The sequence below is a fragment of the Desulfonatronum lacustre DSM 10312 genome (assembly GCF_000519265.1).
GTDB lineage: Bacteria > Desulfobacterota > Desulfovibrionia > Desulfovibrionales > Desulfonatronaceae > Desulfonatronum > Desulfonatronum lacustre.
Window position 1 is genome coordinate 2584972 of sequence record NZ_KI912608.1, and the last position, 17915, is coordinate 2602886.

Here is a 17915-nt window from a genome sequence, read left to right on the forward strand (position 1 = left end):
AGAGGAGACAACCTCTCCGAACAGCCGAGGCCGTGCCGTACAGGGTTACTGCATCACCCAGCGGTCCTGATCCACCTTGACGATGATCAGGGAGTCGGTGTCCAGGCCGTTGTGGTCTTCCTCGGACAGGGTGAAGATGCCGCTGACCCCGACGAACCCGGAGGTCCGGCGAATGGCGTCCCGGATGGCCGCCGGATCGTCCGGCCCGACCTCGCGCAGGGCTTTGGCGATGAGCATGATCGCGTCCCAGGCGTAACCGGAGTGGGTGTTGATCGGGTACTGGCGTTCAAAATCGTAAACGTCGCGATAGAGCCGGATGAATTCCGTGACCACGGCCTTCTGCGGGTCGTCGTCCGGAAGTTGGTCAGCGGCCATCAGCTTGGTGGAGGGCATGTAGGTGCCATCGGCCGCGTCGCCGGCCAGTTCCAGGTACTTTGGGTCCGGAATCCCGTGGCAATGCATCAGGGGAACGGTCAGGCCCAGCTGCTGGACGTTCTTGCTGACCAGAGCCGCAGCCGGGCCGATGGTCCAGCAGATGATGAACTCTGGGTTCGTGGCCCGAATTTTGACCAACTGGGTGGTCATGTCCGTGTCCGTTGGGGCGAATTGCTCGTTGGCCGTGATGGTGATCCCGAACTCCTCGGCCAGGCTGGTCAGCCAAGTCAGCCCGTCGCGGCCGAAGCCGTCGCTGGCCGTAAGCAGGCCGACCCGGGTCACCCCTTGGCTTTGCAGGTATTTGTAAACCCGGCTCACGGCCACGGAGGAGCGTTGCGGGCTTTTGAAGATCCAGTCGAAGTCTCCGAAACGGCCGCCCATGATCACCGGGTCTCCGCCCACGGTCATTACGGTGGGCATTTGGCGCTGATGCAGGTAGGCCTTGACCGCCATGCCGGTGTCCGTGCGGGTCGGTCCGACCAGGGCCGTGACCCGCTCCCGCTCCACCAGTCGGCGGGCGGCCAGCAGGGCCTTCTGGGGATCGCTCTCCGTATCCGCGACGACCAGCTCCAGAGGGCGACCGTTGATGCCCCCGGCCTGGTTGATCTGGTCCACGGCCATTTCCGCCACCAGCTTGGTGGGGGTTCCGATGAACGCTGCCGGTCCGGAGAGGGCGAAGAACGCGCCGATCTTGATGGGCTGTCCGGCTGGAGCAAGACCGGAAACGCAGAGCAGGGCCAAGGTCGCTACAAAAGCAATCACTTGTTTTTTCATGGAAAAACCTCCATTTAGGGCATGAATGACAAACCAGAATTATCTAATTGATCGTTTTGGGAAAGTACACCTTCAAAAGAGGCGATTCAGCGGGAAACGGTCCAATGCCGATTACTGGAAAAAATGATCAAAACCTTGAGATTCCATTTGTTTTCCATTCAAATGGATTCCTGGTTTCTCCGTCACGTCCCCCAAACGCCGCACGGCGGGATTTTTTTCTCGCAGCATGTCCCAATCCCGTGCAGCGGCCACGCCCAATAACGCATAATCCTCTCCCCCCAGCACGGCCCATTCAGCCGCATCCACTCCGTTTTTCCGGGTAAACAACAGCAATTCAGGGTGCAGCGCCTCCGGTGACAGGGTCAGGGCGCACCCCAGGTTCGACCCAAGAAAGCGCGGCAAATCCCTGGCCAGGCCGTCGGAGACGTCCATCATGCCACGCACTTCGGGCGTCCGGCTCAACGCCGTGGCCGTCGAGACATGCATGACGGGTCGCAAATGAGCCTGGACCGCGACGGGGTACTCCGCCGGAGTCGAGCCGTTCTTGGACGTCTTTGGAATCACGCCGCCTTCGAGAAGGACCAAGCCCAGCCTGGCCAGGCCTATTTCGCCCACCAGGAAAAGCACGTCTCCGGGCCGGGCCTGAACCCGGCGCAGAAACCTGCCGCCCTCGGGCCGTTCCCCCCAGATGGTCACGGCCACGCCCAGATACGGCGCCACGGAAAGATCCCCTCCGGCCAGATACAGGTCATGTTCCGCGGCCAGCTCGGCCATTCCGTGAAAAAAGGCTTTCCAGAATCCACGCTCCAAGTGTTTGGGGGCCATCAGGTTCAGGACGAACCCCAGGGGCTTGGCCCCCATGGCCGCGATGTCGCTGATGTTCACGGCCAGGGCCTTGTAGCCGATGTCTTCCGGTGCGAAGTAGGCCATCCGGAAATGGGCGTCCTCCAAAAACAAATCCGATGACACGCACAGAGATTCCCGGCAGTCGATCACGGCGCAATCATCGCCCCGGCCAAGGAGCAGTCGGTGGTGGGAACTGGGGAAACAGCGATCGATCAGAGCCAGATAGGCGTCTTCGGAGCGAAGGCCGTCGGGATGGGGCGGGTCAGAAGGGATTGCGGTGAGCATGCAGTGATAGGGGGCTTGATGTGGGCAAAATTTGGTTCGTCGATCCGCTACGTTCTTTTCGCTCGAAGCGCTCCAAAAAGCAACGAGCGCATTCTCTGTTTCCATATCCAAACAGTTGACCTTTTGTTCACAAGAAGGAATAAAGGATTTTTTCCGCTGTTCGCGGATTCGCGTCCAAGCCTCGCGGCTTTTCATACGTGATTTTGGCCCCAAATTTCATCCCCCTGTCAAGGAGGTTGTCTCGATGCTGTTTTCTTTTGGTCCCGGTCCCCAAGGCCCATACGACCCGCGGGATCCGTTTCCGCAGTTCAAGGTCGAAGAGATGGACTTTTCCAAATTCCATCGTTTCCTGCGGTTGGGCCTGCTTGGTTTGGCGGTGATCATCCTGTGGTCCGGACTGAACTGGGCCCAGGGCTTTTACACCGACTGGCTCTGGTACAGCTCCCTGGACCACCAAGGTGTGCTTTGGAAGGTCGTGACCACAAAAATCTGGCTGTACCTGGGAGCGGTGCTCGTCTTTCTGGCCCTGGCCGTTCCCAATCTCGTCGCGGTGGTGCGGACAACCGGGCGGATGTTCCCCCGGGGCGGGCACAGGTTGCCGCCGCAGATCTACGATTCCGCCCGAAGCGTCCTGATCTGGCTAGCCGGGGGCGTGGTGGCCCTGGGGGCATTCCTGCTGGCCTCCGGACCGGCAGGAGAGTGGAACGTCGTCCTGCGCTACCTGCACCAGGTGCCTTTCGGCGAGGCCGACCCGATCTTCAACAACGACTATTCCTTTTACATCTTCGCCCTGCCGGCCCTGGAATTCTTCCGTTCCTGGCTGGTGGGCCTGACCGTCCTCGTGGCGATCATCGTCGCGGCCTTCTATTACATGAACAGCATCCTGCGCGGCGAGGCCTTTGCCTTCCGGGGCCCGATCCTCTCGCATCTGGCCGTTCTGGGCGCGTTCCTTTTCGTGCTCATCGCCGCGGGTCATTGGCTCTCCAGGTACGACCTGCTCTATTCGACCATGGGCGCGGTCTATGGGGTGGGCTATACGGACAATTTGTTCAACCTGCCCTCCAGAGCGTTCATGACCGTGGTGGCTCTGATCGCGGCCGGGGCGCTCCTGGCCGCGGCCAAGACCGGGCGCAAGGAATTGGCAGTCTGGTCCGTGGGTGCATGGTTCGGTCTGAACATCGTCCTGGGCAGCTTGGTCCCCGGACTGATCCAACGCCTGGTGGTGGAACCCAGCGAGCTGGCCCGGGAAACCACCTACCTGGCCAACAACATCAGCCATACCCGCCATGCCTTCGGGCTGGAGCGGGTCCATTCCATGACCCACCCGGCCCTGGGCGAGGTGGACCACGCCACTGTGGATGCCAATCAGGGCACGATCCAGAACATCCGGCTTTGGGATGAAGGCCCGTTGCTCCAGAGTTACAACCAGATTCAGTTCTTCCGCCTGTACTACGATTTCCTGGCCGTGCACACGGACCGCTACCGGGTTGGCGACGAGCTGCGCCAGGTCATGTTGGCCACCCGTGAGCTGTCCGCTGAAAAATTGCCCTCCGAGGCCCAGCGATGGGTCAACCGGCACCTCCAGTTCACCCATGGCTACGGTGTGGCCATGACCCCGGTGACCGAGGTCCAGGCCGGCGGGCGTCCGGACTTTTTCATCCGCGATCTGCCGCCCAGGGGAGAGATTCCCCTGGATCGTCCGGAGGTCTACTACGGTCTGAAGAGCCTGGACTACCTGATCGTGAACAGCCGGATGCAGGAGTTCAACTATCCCGGCCAGGAAGGACCGGTCTACACCCACTATCAGGGCGACGGCGGGGTCCAGCTTGGTTCCTTCTTCCGTCGTCTGATGTACGCGTGGCAATTCAAGGACGTGAATATTCTGATCTCCGGAGAGGTGACTTCCGAAAGCCGGATCCAGTACCGGCGCACCGTGCCGGAACGCTTCTCCACCGTGACCCCTTTCCTGCTGCGCGACCGCGAAGCCTACACCGTGGTGGCCGATGGTCGGCTGTTCTGGATCCAGGATGCCTACACCACCACCAGCCGCTATCCCTATTCCACGCCCTGGGAGCGACGGTTCAACTACATCCGTAACAGCGTCAAGGCCGTGGTGGACGCCTATCACGGGACCCTCACCTACTACGTGTTCGACGAGAGCGATCCCCTGATCCGCACCTACCAGGCCATGTTCCCCGAGTTGTTCAAATCCATGACCGAGATGCCGGAGTACCTCCGGGCCCATGTCCGGTATCCCCAGGATCTGTTCACGGTCCAGACCCAGATGCTCCTGCAGTACCACATGGAAGACCCGGTGGTCTTCTACAACAAGGAAGACCAGTGGTCCGTGCCCGTGCAACACTCTTTCGGTCGGACGGAAGCCCTGAAGCCCTACTACATCGTGGCCCGGCTGCCCGGCGAGGAGAAGGAGGAGTTCCTGCTCATCCAGCCCTTCACGCCCATCAACCGGCACAATCTGGTGGGCTGGATGGCGGCGCGCAGCGACGGGGAGAACTACGGCGACCTGACCCTGTTCCGCTTCCCCACGGGTCGGCATGTGGACGGCCCCAGCCAGGTGAAGGCGCGCATCGACAACGACGCGGTCATCTCCGAGCAGTTCACCCTGTGGGGCCAGGTCGGCTCCGAGGTCTTACGGGGCATTCTGCTGGTCATCCCCATCGGGGATTCCATCCTCTACGCCGAACCGGTTTTTCTGATTCCGGATACCATCGATTTCCCGGAACTGCGGCGGATCATTCTGGCAGACTCCCGGCAGGTGGTCATGCATCAGACCCTGGACGCCTCCATCAGCGCCCTGGTGGGCGACCTCCCGTCCGTGGCCCCGGTGGTGGAGACCGTGGAGGAAGAGGACGCGGCGAGGCCGCTGCTTCAGCTTCCGGACTTCAACCAGGGCCTGCGCGATGCCGTGGACAAGCTCCAGGAAGTGGTGGACCAACTGCGTCGGTTGATGCAGTAACCAAAGACGTGACAAAGGTGGAGCGTTTCCCTGAATAGCACATGGTTTCATTCCAAAGGAGGCAATGACATGATGCATCTCACATCGGTATTCCGGCACATCAAGCACTCGTCCGGGATGGAAACAATCCATGCCGCTGCGGAAAAGGTCAAAAAACATTGGGAGGAACTGGCGTTGGATCAAGGATTGGATCCGGCGCAAAACGTCGAACTCCAGGAGAGCGACAAGGAAATCCGCGTCATGATCAGTGAACAGCTCTCCGCTGTTTACTCCGAAGAACCCGGCTCCTGGCGCTAGAAGACAAACAGCCCCCGTGCCCGTCGCAGCAGAGCACAGCAACGGGCACGGGTCATTCTTTTGTCCGATGCAGCATGTTTTTTTCCAGAATAACGCGCCCAGGGTTTTATTAACGGGCATTTTTTCAAAAAATTTACGTAACGACTCAGCCCATCCGATCAAACACCGCCGACCGTCCGGGGTGACCTCGAAGGTGTTTCCACCCGACCATGTCCAGTCCGGGCAGCCCGATCTTCGGTCCAGGGCCAGGACCATGCCCTGCTCCAGAGAGGTCTCGAAACCCGATGAAAACCAGGGGCACCAATGCAGAACAGGCTGAAATGATAGGCGTTGCCGTTCGCTTCGTGCAGCGGAATATGAGCATTGCGTGGATATCCCCGAAGGTGGCAATGAAGGGCGCTCCTTTGCGCGAATTGTTGCACATGTGTGCAACGCGGTTGTGCAAATAATTGCGCAGTGAGTTTTGGTTTAGATTGAAAATTCGGCGGGTCATTTGAAATCATTCGCTTTCTGTCTTTGGCACACCCTTTGTATAAAGTAAAAGCATCCATTCACCACAACCACTCAACGTGAGGAGGCAATGTATGCGACGTTTATTTTCCATTAGTGCGGTACTTCTTGTTTTGGCTCTGATCTCCGTGCCCGTCCTGGCGCAGCACCAGCACGGCGCCGATCAACCCGGCAAGCCAGAGGGGCAGGCGCAACAGCACCAGCGTGGGACCGGACATCCGGTGCTCGGCAATCTTTCCGAGGAGCAGCAAGGAGCAATGGTCGCGCTGTTCGAGGAGCATCGCAAGGCCATGATGCAGCACAACCTTCAGTTGCGCGCCAAGCAGGCCGAACTGGACGTGCTCCTGGCCGCCCCGGAATTCCAGCGGGCCCAGGTTGAAACCGTGACGGCCGAAATCATCACCCTGAAGGGCGAGGCCATGACGCTCAGGAACGATTTGCGACGCAAGGTTTTCGAGGAAACCGGGCACCTGATGCAGGGCGGCATGGGCGGCAGAGGCCACGGCATGTCGGACCGCGGCAAGATGTCGGGCAAGCAAGGCCGGATGGGAAACTGCCCGATGATGTCCGGACACGGAGCACAACCGGCTGAATAACATCTCAAAAACAAAATGCCGCCCGGCCAGTCGGGCGGCATTTTTGTTTCCATCCATTCCTCTCATTCCAGAACATTTCCCATGCACATCCTGCCGGCCATTGACCGCGAAAAGCGCTTCCTTCTGCCTCTGCTGGCCATCTTTCTGCTCGGCATGAGCCTGACCTTTCTCACCTGGCAGAACCTGCGTCAGCAGCATTTGGCCGTGGAGCAGCACATAGTGCTCGCGGCCAAGACCGTCGCCATGGGCATCGAAGGCAATCTGGGCTGGAGGATGCGCGGTGGCCCCAGGATGGGCATGCCCGGAAGCGGGAGGCCGACCCCGGAGCAACTCCTGGACGAATTGCTGACCTCGCCGGATCTGGTATTCGTCGGCGTCGTGGGACCCACTGGCCGGCTGATCCTTTCCTCCGACGAGACCGACGCCTTCCCGCCTGTTCCCCAGGCCGCTCTGGACGTGCTGCGCGAACAGCGCCAATGGCATGAATTCACGAAATACAACGATCAGGAAGTCCTGCTCTACGTCCATCAGATCAGAGCGCCCGTGGCCCGGCACATGCACGAACAGTTTCCGGATCGCGGCCATCCCGTTCGCGGGCATGCCTTTTATCTCGTGCTCGGCCTGGACATGAGCGAACACCTGGGCATGTATCACGACGCCCGGCGGGCCGCCCTCTGGCAGGGCGGCTACGTGCTGGCCACGGTGGTTTTGCTGTGGATCGGCGCGATGAAGCTGTTGCAGCGCCGGGAACAAAGCGCCAAAGTCAAGGAGCTGGAGCAGTTTCAGGCCAAGCTGGTGGACAACCTGCCGGACGGCCTGCTGACCGTGGACGCCGAAGGCGTGATCCGCGGGGCCAATCCCTCGGCCGTGGCCTTGCTGGGGGGAGACGGTCCGTTGCCGGGTCGCCGATGGATTGATCTCGCCCTCAACCAACAGTCAAACCCGCAGTCGAACCGGCTCGACGAACAGCGAACGGAACCAGGAGTCGAGCCGGAACCGGAATCAGGTCCCGCGTCAGGCCCTCCGGGCATGTACTGGCGGAATTTTTCCTTCGCGGATCGCCATCTGGAAATTCTGGCCGTGCCCCTGCGGGCGGATCAGCGGAAGCTGGGTGAACGTCTGGTGCTGGTCCGGGATCGAACCGAGATCAAGAAGCTGGAAGACAGCCTGCAGGAGTCCGAACGTCTGGCGGCCATCGGCAGGCTGGCCGCGGCCGTGGCCCATGAGATCCGGAATCCGCTCAGCGCTCTGCGGGGGTTCGCCCAGTTTTTCGCCGGCAAGCTGGCCGGTCGCGAACCTGAGGAAACCTACGCCCGGACCATGGTTGCCGAGGCCGACCGCCTGAACCGGGTGATCACGGATCTGCTCTTCCTGGCCAAGCCCAAGCCGCCTCAGAAGAGCGAGATACGACTGCCCGAATTGCTGGAGAGCGTCGAGTCCCTGCTGCGCTCCGACCTCCACCGGCACGGGATTGAACTGCGTCCGCGTTTCGTCGAGGAACACGCGGTCTGGGCCGATCCGGATCTACTCAAGCAGTGCCTGCTCAACCTGCTCATGAACGCGATCCAGGCCGTCGCCGGGAGCGAGGATACGACACCAGGCGTGATCGAGGTCGACGCTGAACGGGCAAACGGAGGAATATGGATCGTCGTCCGGGACAACGGCCCGGGCATGGACCCGCAACAACGACAACGCGCCCTGGAGCCGTTCTACACCACGCGCAAAGACGGTTCCGGATTGGGGCTGGCCATTGTGCACAAAATCGTGCGCGACCACGGGGGGCGGCTGGAAATCTCCTCCGCGCCCGGCCAAGGGGCTCGGGTCAGCATGTTTTTTCCGCAAGATGCGGTGCCGGGGCTGGAGTCGGAGCAGGCTCCGGCTGTGGAAACCGCCTAAACCGCCTTATTCGGCGCATTCGTTCAGTCCGCGGCCACGCACACCATGGAAAAATCGTTCCCGGTCAAACACCGCCCACCGTCCGAGGTGACTTCAAAGGTGTTCTCCACCCCGACCATGCCCAGCCCGGGCAGGCCGATCTTCGGCTCCAGGGCCAGAACCATGCCCTGTTCCAGCGGGGTCTCGAAACCCTTGGCCAGGGCCGGCCATTCGTCAATGGCCAGGCCGATGCCGTGGCCCAGAAAGCGGACCTTGTTCCCGCCCAGGGCCATGAAACCCTGGCTCCAGCCCTCCTGTTCGGCCCAGTCCCAGCAATGCTGGAACAACCGGCTGGGAACGGCTCCGGGCCGCAGGTTCTCGGCCAGCCATCCCTGGACCGCGACGCAGAAGTCGTGGGCGCGCCGCGCCTGCTCCGGGATATCCTCGCACGCTCCGGCCCAATAAACCTGGGTCTTGTCCGTCTGGTAGCCTTCCAGGGCGAAACCCACGTCCAAGGTCAACGGTTCCCCGGCATTCCAGACCGTTCCGGCATACCCCATATGGGACACGGCGGGATGCTGACCGCGCAGTCCCACTGGTCCGTCGAACACGCTGGGATAATTGGCGCTGTCCCCGGCGGAGACGTGGCCCAGGAAAATTTCCTCCCCGTGGTTCTGCATCCGCAACAGCCCATGGTGCCCCTGGCTGAAGAACACCTCCCAGATCCGGATCGAAATCTCCCGCTCGGTCATGCCCGGGGCAATCCGCTCCGGCAGCAACTCCCGCAGGCAGCGATCATGGCGAGCGCCCGCCAGGCGCATCTTGGCCAGTTCCCAAGGGGTCTTCACGGCCCTGGTCTGGTGCAGCACGCTATCGGCGGAACGCAGGTCATATCCGCTCAAATGCTTGGCCAATCCCTGCCCCAAGGCCCAGGTCAACCCGGACATCTCCACGCCGACCATCTCGGACAAGGGCGAACCGGCCTCCTTGGCCAGGTCGGAGAGCTCACGAAAGGAACGGTACGTGGCCACGTGCTCTACCCCGGATTCCAATCGAACCCGCTCAATGCCCTTCCGGACCAGCAACATCGGCCGCCCTTCCACCGGCAGCCAGAATACTCCATTGGTCCAGGATCCGGTGAAGTAATAAATATTCATCCGCGAAAACACGAGCACGCCACCCGCATCGGGCAACTGGGTCCGCAACAAGGACCGACACCGCTCCCAACGCCGGGCCAGCTCTTCTTCCGGGATGCGTTCCAAGGCTTCAAAATTCATTTTTACCTCTCGTTAGATCGGCCTTACGCCGGTGAGTAATCCATCCTCCGGCGCATGGGGGTGAACCCCGCGCCCTCGACAATGGCCCGCAGATCCTCCTCGGGGAGCAGAAAACGGACCCCGGCGGCGGCGACGACGTTTTCCTCGATCATGGTCGACCCCATGTCGTCCGCGCCCCAGTGCAGGGCCATCTGGCCCACCAGAGGGCCTTGGGTGACCCAGGAAGCCTGGATGTGCGGGACGTTGTCCAGATAGAGGCGGCTGAGGGCCAGAAACTTCAGGTACTCGACGGAAGAGGCTTCTGGGACGTCGATCTGGGTGTTGCGGGGCTGAAAGGTCCAGGGAATGAACGCGGTGAACCCGCCGGTTTGGTCTTGCAGGTCGCGCAGCTTATCCAAGTGTTCCAGCCGGTCTTCGATCCTTTCCCCGTGTCCGAACATCATGGTCGCCGTGGTCTTCAGGCCTTGACGGTGGGCGCATTCCATGACCTCCAGCCACTTGGCGGCGGAGCATTTATGGGGCGAGATCCGGGTGCGGACGTGGTCCACCAGAATTTCCGCCCCTCCGCCGGGAATGGAATCCAGGCCCGCCGCGGCAAGGCGGGTCACCACCTCGGCCACGCTCAGGCCGGAAGCCTCGGACAAAAATACGATCTCCGGGGGGGAGAAGCCGTGTACGGCCACTTCCGGAAATTCCCGCTTCAGAAACGTGAGCATGATCCGGTAGAAATCCAGACTCAATTCCGGGTTCATTCCGCCCTGAAGCAGGATTTGTCGCCCGCCGAGGGCCATGGTTTCCCGGACCTTCTCGCCCAATTCGTCCAACGCCAGAACATATCCTTCGGCATGGCCCGGCGGTCGGAAGAAGGCGCAAAAACGGCACCCGGACACGCAGATGTTGGTGTAGTTGATGTTTCTGTCCACGATATACGTGACCACGGCCTGGGGATGCATGGCCACCCTTTCGGCATGGGCCAGGGCCCCGATTTCGATGACGTTCAAATCGTTCCAGAGCCCCAGGGCATCCGCCGCGCTGATGCGTTGTTCCGCCATTTCAATTCCCGCCCTTGTGTCGCTGATTCGCAACAACCGTAACTGTTTACTTGCCCAAAATCGTGGGGTAGACCTCTTTCGGTTCAACGCCGCCCAGCGGCTTGTCCCCCTAACTGAGTGCAGAAAAAGTCCTTATCCACAGTCCGTTCAAAAACAGCCAAGTGCAAGGAGCAAAAAAAGTTCAAGGTCGAAGCGTATTTATTCATACGTGAGAGTTTGAACTTTTTGCAGCGACGCAGCAATTGGGAGTTTTTCAACGGACTGTCAAGGAGTCCGAACATGCTCAATCTCGCTGAGCTAGCCGCCCGTCTGGCTCAGGTCAAGACCATCGCCGTGCTCGGGGCCAAGGACGTCCCCGGACGTCCCGTGGACCGCGTCGGCCGGTACCTGATCAACAGCGGTTTCACCATTTTCCCCGTTCACCCGGTTCGCAAAGACGTCTGGGGATTGCCCACCTATGCCCGGCTCCGGGATATTCCCGAACCCATCGATCTCGTGGACGTTTTTCGCGCTCCCCAGTTCTGCGCGGATCATGCCCGGGAATGCCTGGAACTGGCTCCTCTGCCCGGAATATTCTGGATGCAGACCGGCATAGCCAACCACGAAGCCCGGGAGTTGCTTCAGGCGGCCGGCGTGCATGTGATTGAGGACCTTTGTCTGATGATTGAACATCAACGCCTTGCCGACCATGGATAACCCAAAGGAAAACACCGCGTTCACCTGTCTGCGCTGCGGCGGCTGCTGCCAGGGCGAAGGTGGCATCGTGCTCACCGAAGCCGACGTGGTTCGTCTTTGCGGCCACTTGGGCATGGAACGCCCGGCCTTTGCCGCCGCCTATGTGGAAACGGTCAGCGGCAAAAATCGGTTGCGGACCGACGTCAAAGGATGGTGCATCTTCTTCGCCGAAGGCTGCACCGTGCATCCGGCCAAACCCACGATCTGCCGGGCCTGGCCTTTTTTTCGGGGCAACATGGTGGACGCGACCAGTTGGGAAATGGCCCAGGACGCCTGTCCGGGCATCAATCCCGAGCCGGGCCATCTCGAATTCATCGCCCAGGGAGAGACATACCTGCGAAGCCTGGAGGTGGAGCCGTCCTCGGATGTCGGCCCGAATGCCCTGCGTAGTGGAAAGGGTGCGCAAAACGCCCCCTGATCGCATGATCTGAAGTCATTCTTTCCGGACCGGTTCAGCCATGTCCTTGAATCGCAGCTTCAAAATCCTGGGCGTCGCGCCCGGCGCCCCCCTGGAAGACGTCAAAAAGGCCTTCCGCAAGCTGGCCTTCGCCTACCATCCGGACCTGCATCCGGACATGCCCGACGCATCCCGCCGCTTTCAGGAACTGAACGAGGCCTACATCAGGGTTTCCCGCCATCTGGAAACCCAATCCGAAGCCGCTGGTCAACCGCCTCCGGGACCGAAAAGCGGACGTCCTCAAGCCGACGGCAAGCGACCCAAAGACGCTCAAGAAACGCCGAGCGGCGCTTCGCCAGGTGCTTCGACGGGCGCCTCGGAAAGCGAATGGTCCTCCAGTTCCCGCTACGCCAAGACGGCCCACTCCCGCTATCGTCGCCAGGCGGCCTACCAGCGGGAGGATCTGCTTAAGGATCTGCTCAAGGACCCCTTCGCCCGCCAGGTCTATGAAGACATCTACAGTCAGGTTCGAGGAACGGGACGCGAACGGACCGCGGCGTCCGCCGAGGAACATGCCAAGAAGGTGCTGCGCGTGGAATGGGGGGATCGCAAGCTGGAGCTGGACTTCTCTCGAAGCCTCAAGGACCGCGTTGGAAGCTGGCTGCGCCGCCAGCTGGACGACGAACAGACGGTCTCCTTTCCCCGCCGCCAACTTTTCCCCGGCAAACACGTTCGCATCCAGATTCAACAAGGCTGGCGCGGCCCCGCCACCACCCTGGACGTGGCCCTGCCGACGGACTTTATCCCCGGCCAACCCGTCCGACTCAAGGGCAAAGGCCGCAAGATCGGCCCCTGGCAAGGCGACCTCTACCTGCGCATCCTGCCGAAGTAAGGGCCGGGTTTCAAACCCGTCCCCTACTTGCCGGCGACCTTGGTGACGAATTTTTTGGGGTCGATGCCGTATTTCTTGATCTTGTAGTTCACGATCCGGTAGCTGATCCGCAGTTCGCGGGCCGCCTGGAGCATATTGCCCCGGGCCTTTTTCAGGGCGTCGACCAGGATTTCCTGCTCGAATTTGGCCACGGCCTCGCCGAAGGACAGGTCCGTGTCCGTGGCCGAACTTTCGGCGGTCTGGAGGGTCGGCGGGAGGTGGTAGGTGCGGATGACCTCCTCGGTGCACAGCAGCACGGCCCGTTCCAGGCAGTTGCGCAACTCCCGTGCGTTGCCGGGCCAGTGGTACTGAGTCAGCAGATCCACGGCCGGGGTGGAGATGCGTTTGATCTGTTTGCCGTATTCTTTGGCAAAGGCATGCAGGAAGTGTTCGGCCATGGGCAGGATGTCCTCCCGGCGTTCCCGCAGGGGCTGGACGTAGATGGGAAAGACGTTGATCCGGTAGAACAGGTCCTCACGGAATTGCCCGGCGGCGATCAGGTCTTCCAGGGGCCGGTTGGTGGCGCAGACCAACCGGGTGTCCACGATGATGGTCTGTTCGCTGCCCAACCGCTGGATTTCCTTTTCCTGGATGGCCCGGAGCACCTTGGCCTGGGCGTCCAGGCTGAGTTCCCCGATTTCGTCCAGGAACAGGGTCCCCTGATGGGCCAGTTCAAAGCGGCCCTTCTTGCTCTGCACCGCCCCGGTGAAGGCCCCCTTTTCGTGGCCGAACAGCTCGCTCTCCACCAGTTCCGCGGGCAGGGCCGCGCAGTTCAGCCGGATCAAGGGCTGACCGGCCCGAGGGCTGGCCGTGTGAATGGCTTCGGCCAGGAGTTCCTTGCCCGTGCCGGATTCGCCGCGCAGCAGGACCGTGGCCCGGCTGGGGGCCACCTGGGAAATCTGCTGCAAGACCAAGCGCATGCTTTTGGAGGCATGGACGATGTTCTTCGGGGAAAAACCGGGGTCGTAGACGGCCAAGCCCTGTTCCATCAGATGCTGTTGTCTGGCCATGTCCTCCTGAAGTCGGGCCACCCGGTGGGCGATAATCCGGGCCACCACCTCCAAGAAACGGCAGTGGGTCCGTAGGACCTCCATCGACGCCGTGGGCAGATCCACGCTGAGCACGCCGAGAATCTCCTTTCCCTTGTCCTCGCGCTCCCCCTGCACCACCGGGACGCAGACAAAGGACAGCGCATCCATCTCCTCCTTTCCCCGGCCAAAGGCCCAGTTCAGAAAATCAGGGTGTTCGCTGATCACCGGAACGATGATCGCCTCCCCCTTGGCCAGCACCTGACCGGTGACGCCCTGGCCTTCCCCGTAGGACACCTGGGACGGCTTCTGGGGCCCGTGGGTCAGGCTTAGCTTCAGACTGCGGGTTTCGGAGTCGTAAATGGCCAAAAAATTGCGCACGTACCCCAGGTTGTGGGACAGAACCTGGAGCACGGCCTTCAGGCTGGTTTCCAGGTGCACGTCCGGCTGCATCTGGTCCAGTATTTCCTTGAGGGTATCCAGGCACAGGGAGAGATTGTCCAGTGTAACGGCTCGGGAAGGCATGGGGTCCTTGTTCGACGAGGGGTCGGTTTCGATGAAAAGAACAAAGGCGCGGCGGCCGCGTGAGACGAACCGCCGCGCCTTCAAGAGGTTTTCAGGTGATCAGGCCACGGCCGCGGCGCCGAGACGCAGGGCCTTGACGTTGGCGTCCACCAGTTTGGGGGCCAGGGAAGCCGCGATGGTCTTCTCCATGCGCTCCAGGCCGAAGGGCAGGCGGTTCAGAGCGCAGAGCGCTCCCAGCAAGGCCAGGTTGCCGGCCGGCAACGCCCCGGCCTCCAGGCCCAGGCGCTGGCAGGGCAGGAAGTGCACGTGCGGAGTGCATTCCCGGACCATGCGCTCCATCTCCTCCAAGGGCGGTGACTGCTCCCGTCCGCAACAGACGCTGACCGGGGGCATCTGCTCACTGCTGCTCAGAATCAGGCCCTCCGGGGCGAGATAGGGCAGGGCGCGCAGGGTCTCCAACGGTTCGAATCCCAGCAATACGTCGGCCTCGCCCGGGCTGATCCGGGGATTGACGTACCCGCCCATGAGTACCGTGGATTCCACGATGCCGCCGCGTTGGGCCATGCCGTGAACTTCCCCGGCAACCACTGGAATGCCTTCATCCAAAGCGGCCTGAGCCAGCAGGCGGGTCGCCGTGACCGTGCCTTGTCCGCCCACGCCGGTGAAAAAAATTCGCAAACGGGACATGGTCAGCTCCTTTTCCGGGGTTTGATGTGTTCGCAAAGCTGTACGCAGAACATGCAGCCGTTGCACTGGTCAGGGTTGATGACCATTTTCCCGTCCTGAGTGAAAAAGGCCGGACAGGCGAGGTGATCCATGCACTCGTTGCACCCGTCGCATCCCTCTTCCACCACGGCCGTGGCCGGGCGCTTTCGGCCCATGACCCGGCGGGCGAAGAGCGGGCAGGGCTCCTCGGCGATGAGCACCCGGACCCCGGACAGGGCCTTGAGCTCCTCCAGGACCTCCTTAGTGGCCTTCATGTTCAGCGGATTCTGGACCCGGACATGCTCCACTCCGCAGGCCTTGACCAGGGCCAGAATGTCCACCCGGGCCGTGTTCGGCCCCTTGGAGGTGTGTTCCACCCCGGGATGGGGCTGCTGGCCGGTCATGGCCGTGGTCTTGTTGTCCAGAATGACCACCAGCAGATCGTGGTGATTGAAGACGGCGTTGGCCAGTCCGGTGATTCCGGAGTGGAAGAAGGTGGAGTCCCCGATATAGGCCACCACGGTGCGCCCGCTGACCTTGGCCAGCCCGGAGCCCGTGGAGATGGAGGCTCCCATGCACACGCAGGTGTCCGCGGCCCGCAGCGGCGGCAGAACGCCCAGGGTGTAGCAACCGATGTCCGAGGAATAGAGGGCCTCGTCGCCGAAGACCTGGCGCACGCTGTAAAACGCGGCCCGGTGCGGACAACCGGGACACATGTTCGGCGGACGCATGGGCAGGCCTTGCGGCGCGGGACAGGGCTTTGCCGTCGCTTGAGGCAATCCCAGGGCCGCGCTCAAACCTTGCTTGACGATCAGCGAGGAATATTCGTCGAAATGGGGCAGATGCTCGCTCTTGCCGTGGATTTCCACGTTGACGCCCAGGCGCTGGGCCAGGGCGCGGATCTCGGTTTCCAGGATCGGCTCGCCCTCTTCCACGATGATCACCTTGGACAACCCCCGCAAAAAGCCCTCGATCATTTTTTCCGGCAGCGGGTAGGAAAAGCCCAGTTCCAGCACCCGAACCTTGTCCAGCAGGTCCAGATCCGTCAGGGCGTCCTTGAGGTAAACCCGGCTGATGCCCGAGCTGATGCAGCCCACATCGCCCTGGCCGGAAATTTTGTTCAGCGGGGATTTTTCCGCCTCCTCCCGCAATTCTTCCAACTTTTGCAGCAGGATTTTATGCCTGGCCCGGGCCACGGCCGGGATGATCACGAAGCGCCGAGGGTCGGAAACAAAAGGCGCTCCCTGCACCGGTGGCTGCATCGCGCCGAAGACCACTTCGCCACGCTGGTGGTTGACCCGGGTGCTGGTGCGCAACATGACCGGCTGCTCAAATTGCCGGGACAAGTCCATGGCCGCCTTGGTCATATCCTTCATTTCCTGCGCGCTGGAAGGCTCCAGGCAAGGCATGCCCGCCAACCGGGCATAGTAGCGGTTGTCTTGTTCGTTCTGGCTGGAATGGCAGCCGGGATCATCCGCGCTGAGCAGCACCAGTCCTCCGGGGGCTCCGAAATAGGCTACGCTCATCAGCGGGTCCGCGGCGACGTTCACGCCCACGTGCTTCATGGTCACCAGCGTCGACGCCCCGCCCAAGGTGGCCCCGATGCCGACTTCCAAAGCCACTTTTTCGTTGGTCGAGTACTCGAAACCGTAGCCGCCCTTGTCGCTAAGCCGAAAAAAAGTGTCCGGAACCTCGGACGACGGTGTGCCCGGATAGCAGGAGACGAAGCTGACCCCGGCCTCCAGCGCTCCGCGGACGATGGCCTCGTTGCCCAACAGCAGATGTTTCTCACCGGCTTGTCCTGAAAGAAGAATGTCCATACGTCGTGGTACCCCTATCAATATCGGTTGGTGTTGGCCGCGCGGCGAACCGCGCGGTCGAAATCAGATCCGAAACCCGTGCGTTACGGCTCCTATGAAGATTCCCCGGCCATGCGCTGCCGAATTTGACCCGCCTTGAAAGCCAGATAGTCCGACTGTTGACCGTCCTCCCGGGCTTGCAACTCTTCAAAGGTCCGCAGGGCCAGTTCCCAGTTTCCATCGGCCTCGGCGGCCTCGGCCAGTTGCAGCAGCACGAGGGGCAGGAACTCCTCGGACGCCCCGGCCCGCAGGGTCGTCAATTCCGTCACGGCCTCGGCGGCCTGGCCCAGGTGCAGCAGGGCCGTTGCCCGACCCACTCGGGCCAAGGCCTTCCAGTTATCCGGTCCGACCTCGACCAACAGCTTCCAATACTCCAGGGCCGTTGCCCAATCCCCGATATCCTGGGCCGCCTTGGCCGCTTCCAGATGGTGGCGCGGAAGCAAGGGCTCGGCCATCTCACCCCGAAGCCGCATCAACGCTTCCAGCCGCTCCGCTCCGTGGTATTCCAGCAGTGCGTGGCTCAAGGCCTGTTCACTGTTGGCCAGTTGGCGTTCCTGATAGGCGTTGAACCCGGCGTATCCGGCAATCAGGACCACGAACACCGCGGCCGCCGCGGCGAGCTTTTGCCAATGCTCCACGAGCTTATCGAAAAAGGCGCGGGACTGCGTGCCGATCTCCGCCTCGAACCGATCTCCAAAACCTTTTCCCTCCGGCGCTTCCTGCTCCGGAAGCGATTCGCGGGAATGCTTTTCTTTTGCCGACATCAACGACTCCCTTTGAAAAAATGAATAGTGTACAGAATTGTGACTGG

The 17915-nt window shown here is 61.6% G+C and carries 15 protein-coding genes; 7 read left to right on the top strand and 8 right to left on the bottom strand.

Annotated elements, in window-relative coordinates:
- Positions 1–45: 45 nt before the first annotated feature.
- Both DESLA_RS0112240 and thiL read right to left on the bottom strand, forming a co-directional pair.
- On the bottom strand, positions 46–1209 hold the full coding sequence (locus DESLA_RS0112240; protein ID WP_028572673.1) for an ABC transporter substrate-binding protein: 1164 nt from the start codon (positions 1207–1209) through the stop codon (positions 46–48).
- A gap of 111 nt (positions 1210–1320) precedes the next feature.
- A complete protein-coding gene (gene thiL, locus DESLA_RS0112245) occupies positions 1321–2340 on the bottom strand; it encodes a thiamine-phosphate kinase (protein WP_051434892.1) in 1020 nt (339 codons plus the stop codon).
- 244 nt (positions 2341–2584) lie between these two features.
- Here thiL and DESLA_RS20285 point away from each other — a divergent pair, with 244 nt between their 5' ends.
- The 4 genes from DESLA_RS20285 to DESLA_RS20290 all read left to right on the top strand — a co-directional run bounded on the left by DESLA_RS20285 (position 2585) and on the right by DESLA_RS20290 (position 8616).
- Positions 2585–5317, top strand: coding sequence for a UPF0182 family membrane protein (locus tag DESLA_RS20285; protein WP_051434640.1), 2733 nt, complete (start codon positions 2585–2587; stop codon positions 5315–5317).
- 69 nt (positions 5318–5386) lie between these two features.
- Positions 5387–5614 (top strand): hypothetical protein, encoded by a 228-nt coding sequence (locus DESLA_RS0112255; RefSeq protein ID WP_245590056.1) that lies wholly within the window; start codon positions 5387–5389, stop codon positions 5612–5614.
- Positions 5615–6198: 584 nt separating this feature from the next.
- Positions 6199–6720, top strand: a complete 522-nt coding sequence (locus DESLA_RS22475) for a Spy/CpxP family protein refolding chaperone (protein ID WP_084032046.1) — start codon at positions 6199–6201, stop codon at positions 6718–6720.
- Positions 6721–6801: 81 nt separating this feature from the next.
- Complete coding sequence (locus DESLA_RS20290; protein WP_169732627.1) at positions 6802–8616, top strand: two-component system sensor histidine kinase NtrB; 1815 nt, start codon at positions 6802–6804, stop codon at positions 8614–8616.
- 23 nt (positions 8617–8639) lie between these two features.
- On the opposite strand, the gene DESLA_RS0112280 is transcribed toward DESLA_RS20290, so the two are convergent.
- The gene (locus DESLA_RS0112280; RefSeq protein WP_028572677.1) at positions 8640–9872 is read right to left on the bottom strand and encodes a M24 family metallopeptidase; all 1233 of its coding nucleotides are present in this window, start codon (positions 9870–9872) and stop codon (positions 8640–8642) included.
- Between the two features lie 23 nt (positions 9873–9895).
- Entirely contained in the window at positions 9896–10924 is a 1029-nt protein-coding gene (gene mqnC, locus DESLA_RS0112285) for a cyclic dehypoxanthinyl futalosine synthase (RefSeq protein ID WP_035261793.1), read from the bottom strand.
- A gap of 279 nt (positions 10925–11203) precedes the next feature.
- Between mqnC and DESLA_RS0112290 the strand changes: the two genes are divergently transcribed.
- From DESLA_RS0112290 to DESLA_RS0112300, 3 genes are read left to right on the top strand one after another with little or no spacing between them, the layout of a single operon-like run.
- Positions 11204–11620: a CoA-binding protein gene (locus tag DESLA_RS0112290; RefSeq protein ID WP_028572679.1), complete on the top strand. Its 417-nt coding sequence runs from the start codon at positions 11204–11206 to the stop codon at positions 11618–11620.
- Positions 11613–12077 (top strand): YkgJ family cysteine cluster protein, encoded by a 465-nt coding sequence (locus DESLA_RS0112295; RefSeq protein WP_028572680.1) that lies wholly within the window; start codon positions 11613–11615, stop codon positions 12075–12077. Before DESLA_RS0112290 ends, DESLA_RS0112295 begins: the two co-directional genes overlap by 8 nt.
- 40 nt (positions 12078–12117) lie before the next feature.
- Positions 12118–12948: a J domain-containing protein gene (locus DESLA_RS0112300; protein WP_028572681.1), complete on the top strand. Its 831-nt coding sequence runs from the start codon at positions 12118–12120 to the stop codon at positions 12946–12948.
- Between the two features lie 23 nt (positions 12949–12971).
- Here DESLA_RS0112300 and DESLA_RS0112305 read toward each other — a convergent pair whose 3' ends face one another.
- From DESLA_RS0112305 to DESLA_RS0112320, 4 genes are all read right to left on the bottom strand, one after another.
- Positions 12972–14540 (bottom strand): sigma-54-dependent Fis family transcriptional regulator, encoded by a 1569-nt coding sequence (locus DESLA_RS0112305; RefSeq protein WP_028572682.1) that lies wholly within the window; start codon positions 14538–14540, stop codon positions 12972–12974.
- Between the two features lie 99 nt (positions 14541–14639).
- Positions 14640–15227, bottom strand: coding sequence for an indolepyruvate oxidoreductase subunit beta (locus DESLA_RS0112310; protein WP_028572683.1), 588 nt, complete (start codon positions 15225–15227; stop codon positions 14640–14642).
- A gap of 2 nt (positions 15228–15229) precedes the next feature.
- Complete coding sequence (gene iorA / locus DESLA_RS0112315) at positions 15230–17065, bottom strand: indolepyruvate ferredoxin oxidoreductase subunit alpha (RefSeq protein ID WP_028572684.1); 1836 nt, start codon at positions 17063–17065, stop codon at positions 15230–15232.
- A 92-nt stretch (positions 17066–17157) separates the two neighbouring features.
- A complete protein-coding gene (locus DESLA_RS0112320) occupies positions 17158–17868 on the bottom strand; it encodes a tetratricopeptide repeat protein (RefSeq protein ID WP_028572685.1) in 711 nt (236 codons plus the stop codon).
- Positions 17869–17915 lie beyond the last annotated feature (47 nt).

Bases quoted from the DNA above. Each gene is read 5' to 3' on its own strand.
- DESLA_RS0112255 (WP_245590056.1), top strand. From the start codon at position 5,387: ATGATGCATCTCACATCGGTATTCCGGCACATCAAGCACTCGTCCGGG.
- iorA (WP_028572684.1), bottom strand. From the start codon at position 17,065: ATGGACATTCTTCTTTCAGGACAAGCCGGTGAGAAACATCTGCTGTTG.
- DESLA_RS20290 (WP_169732627.1), top strand. From the start codon at position 6,802: ATGCACATCCTGCCGGCCATTGACCGCGAAAAGCGCTTCCTTCTGCCT.
- DESLA_RS0112310 (WP_028572683.1), bottom strand. From the start codon at position 15,227: ATGTCCCGTTTGCGAATTTTTTTCACCGGCGTGGGCGGACAAGGCACG.
- DESLA_RS0112240 (WP_028572673.1), bottom strand. From the start codon at position 1,209: ATGAAAAAACAAGTGATTGCTTTTGTAGCGACCTTGGCCCTGCTCTGC.
- DESLA_RS0112280 (WP_028572677.1), bottom strand. From the start codon at position 9,872: ATGAATTTTGAAGCCTTGGAACGCATCCCGGAAGAAGAGCTGGCCCGG.
- DESLA_RS0112305 (WP_028572682.1), bottom strand. From the start codon at position 14,540: ATGCCTTCCCGAGCCGTTACACTGGACAATCTCTCCCTGTGCCTGGAT.
- DESLA_RS22475 (WP_084032046.1), top strand. From the start codon at position 6,199: ATGCGACGTTTATTTTCCATTAGTGCGGTACTTCTTGTTTTGGCTCTG.
- DESLA_RS0112290 (WP_028572679.1), top strand. From the start codon at position 11,204: ATGCTCAATCTCGCTGAGCTAGCCGCCCGTCTGGCTCAGGTCAAGACC.
- DESLA_RS0112295 (WP_028572680.1), top strand. From the start codon at position 11,613: ATGGATAACCCAAAGGAAAACACCGCGTTCACCTGTCTGCGCTGCGGC.
- mqnC (WP_035261793.1), bottom strand. From the start codon at position 10,924: ATGGCGGAACAACGCATCAGCGCGGCGGATGCCCTGGGGCTCTGGAAC.
- thiL (WP_051434892.1), bottom strand. From the start codon at position 2,340: ATGCTCACCGCAATCCCTTCTGACCCGCCCCATCCCGACGGCCTTCGC.
- DESLA_RS0112320 (WP_028572685.1), bottom strand. From the start codon at position 17,868: ATGTCGGCAAAAGAAAAGCATTCCCGCGAATCGCTTCCGGAGCAGGAA.
- DESLA_RS20285 (WP_051434640.1), top strand. From the start codon at position 2,585: ATGCTGTTTTCTTTTGGTCCCGGTCCCCAAGGCCCATACGACCCGCGG.
- DESLA_RS0112300 (WP_028572681.1), top strand. From the start codon at position 12,118: ATGTCCTTGAATCGCAGCTTCAAAATCCTGGGCGTCGCGCCCGGCGCC.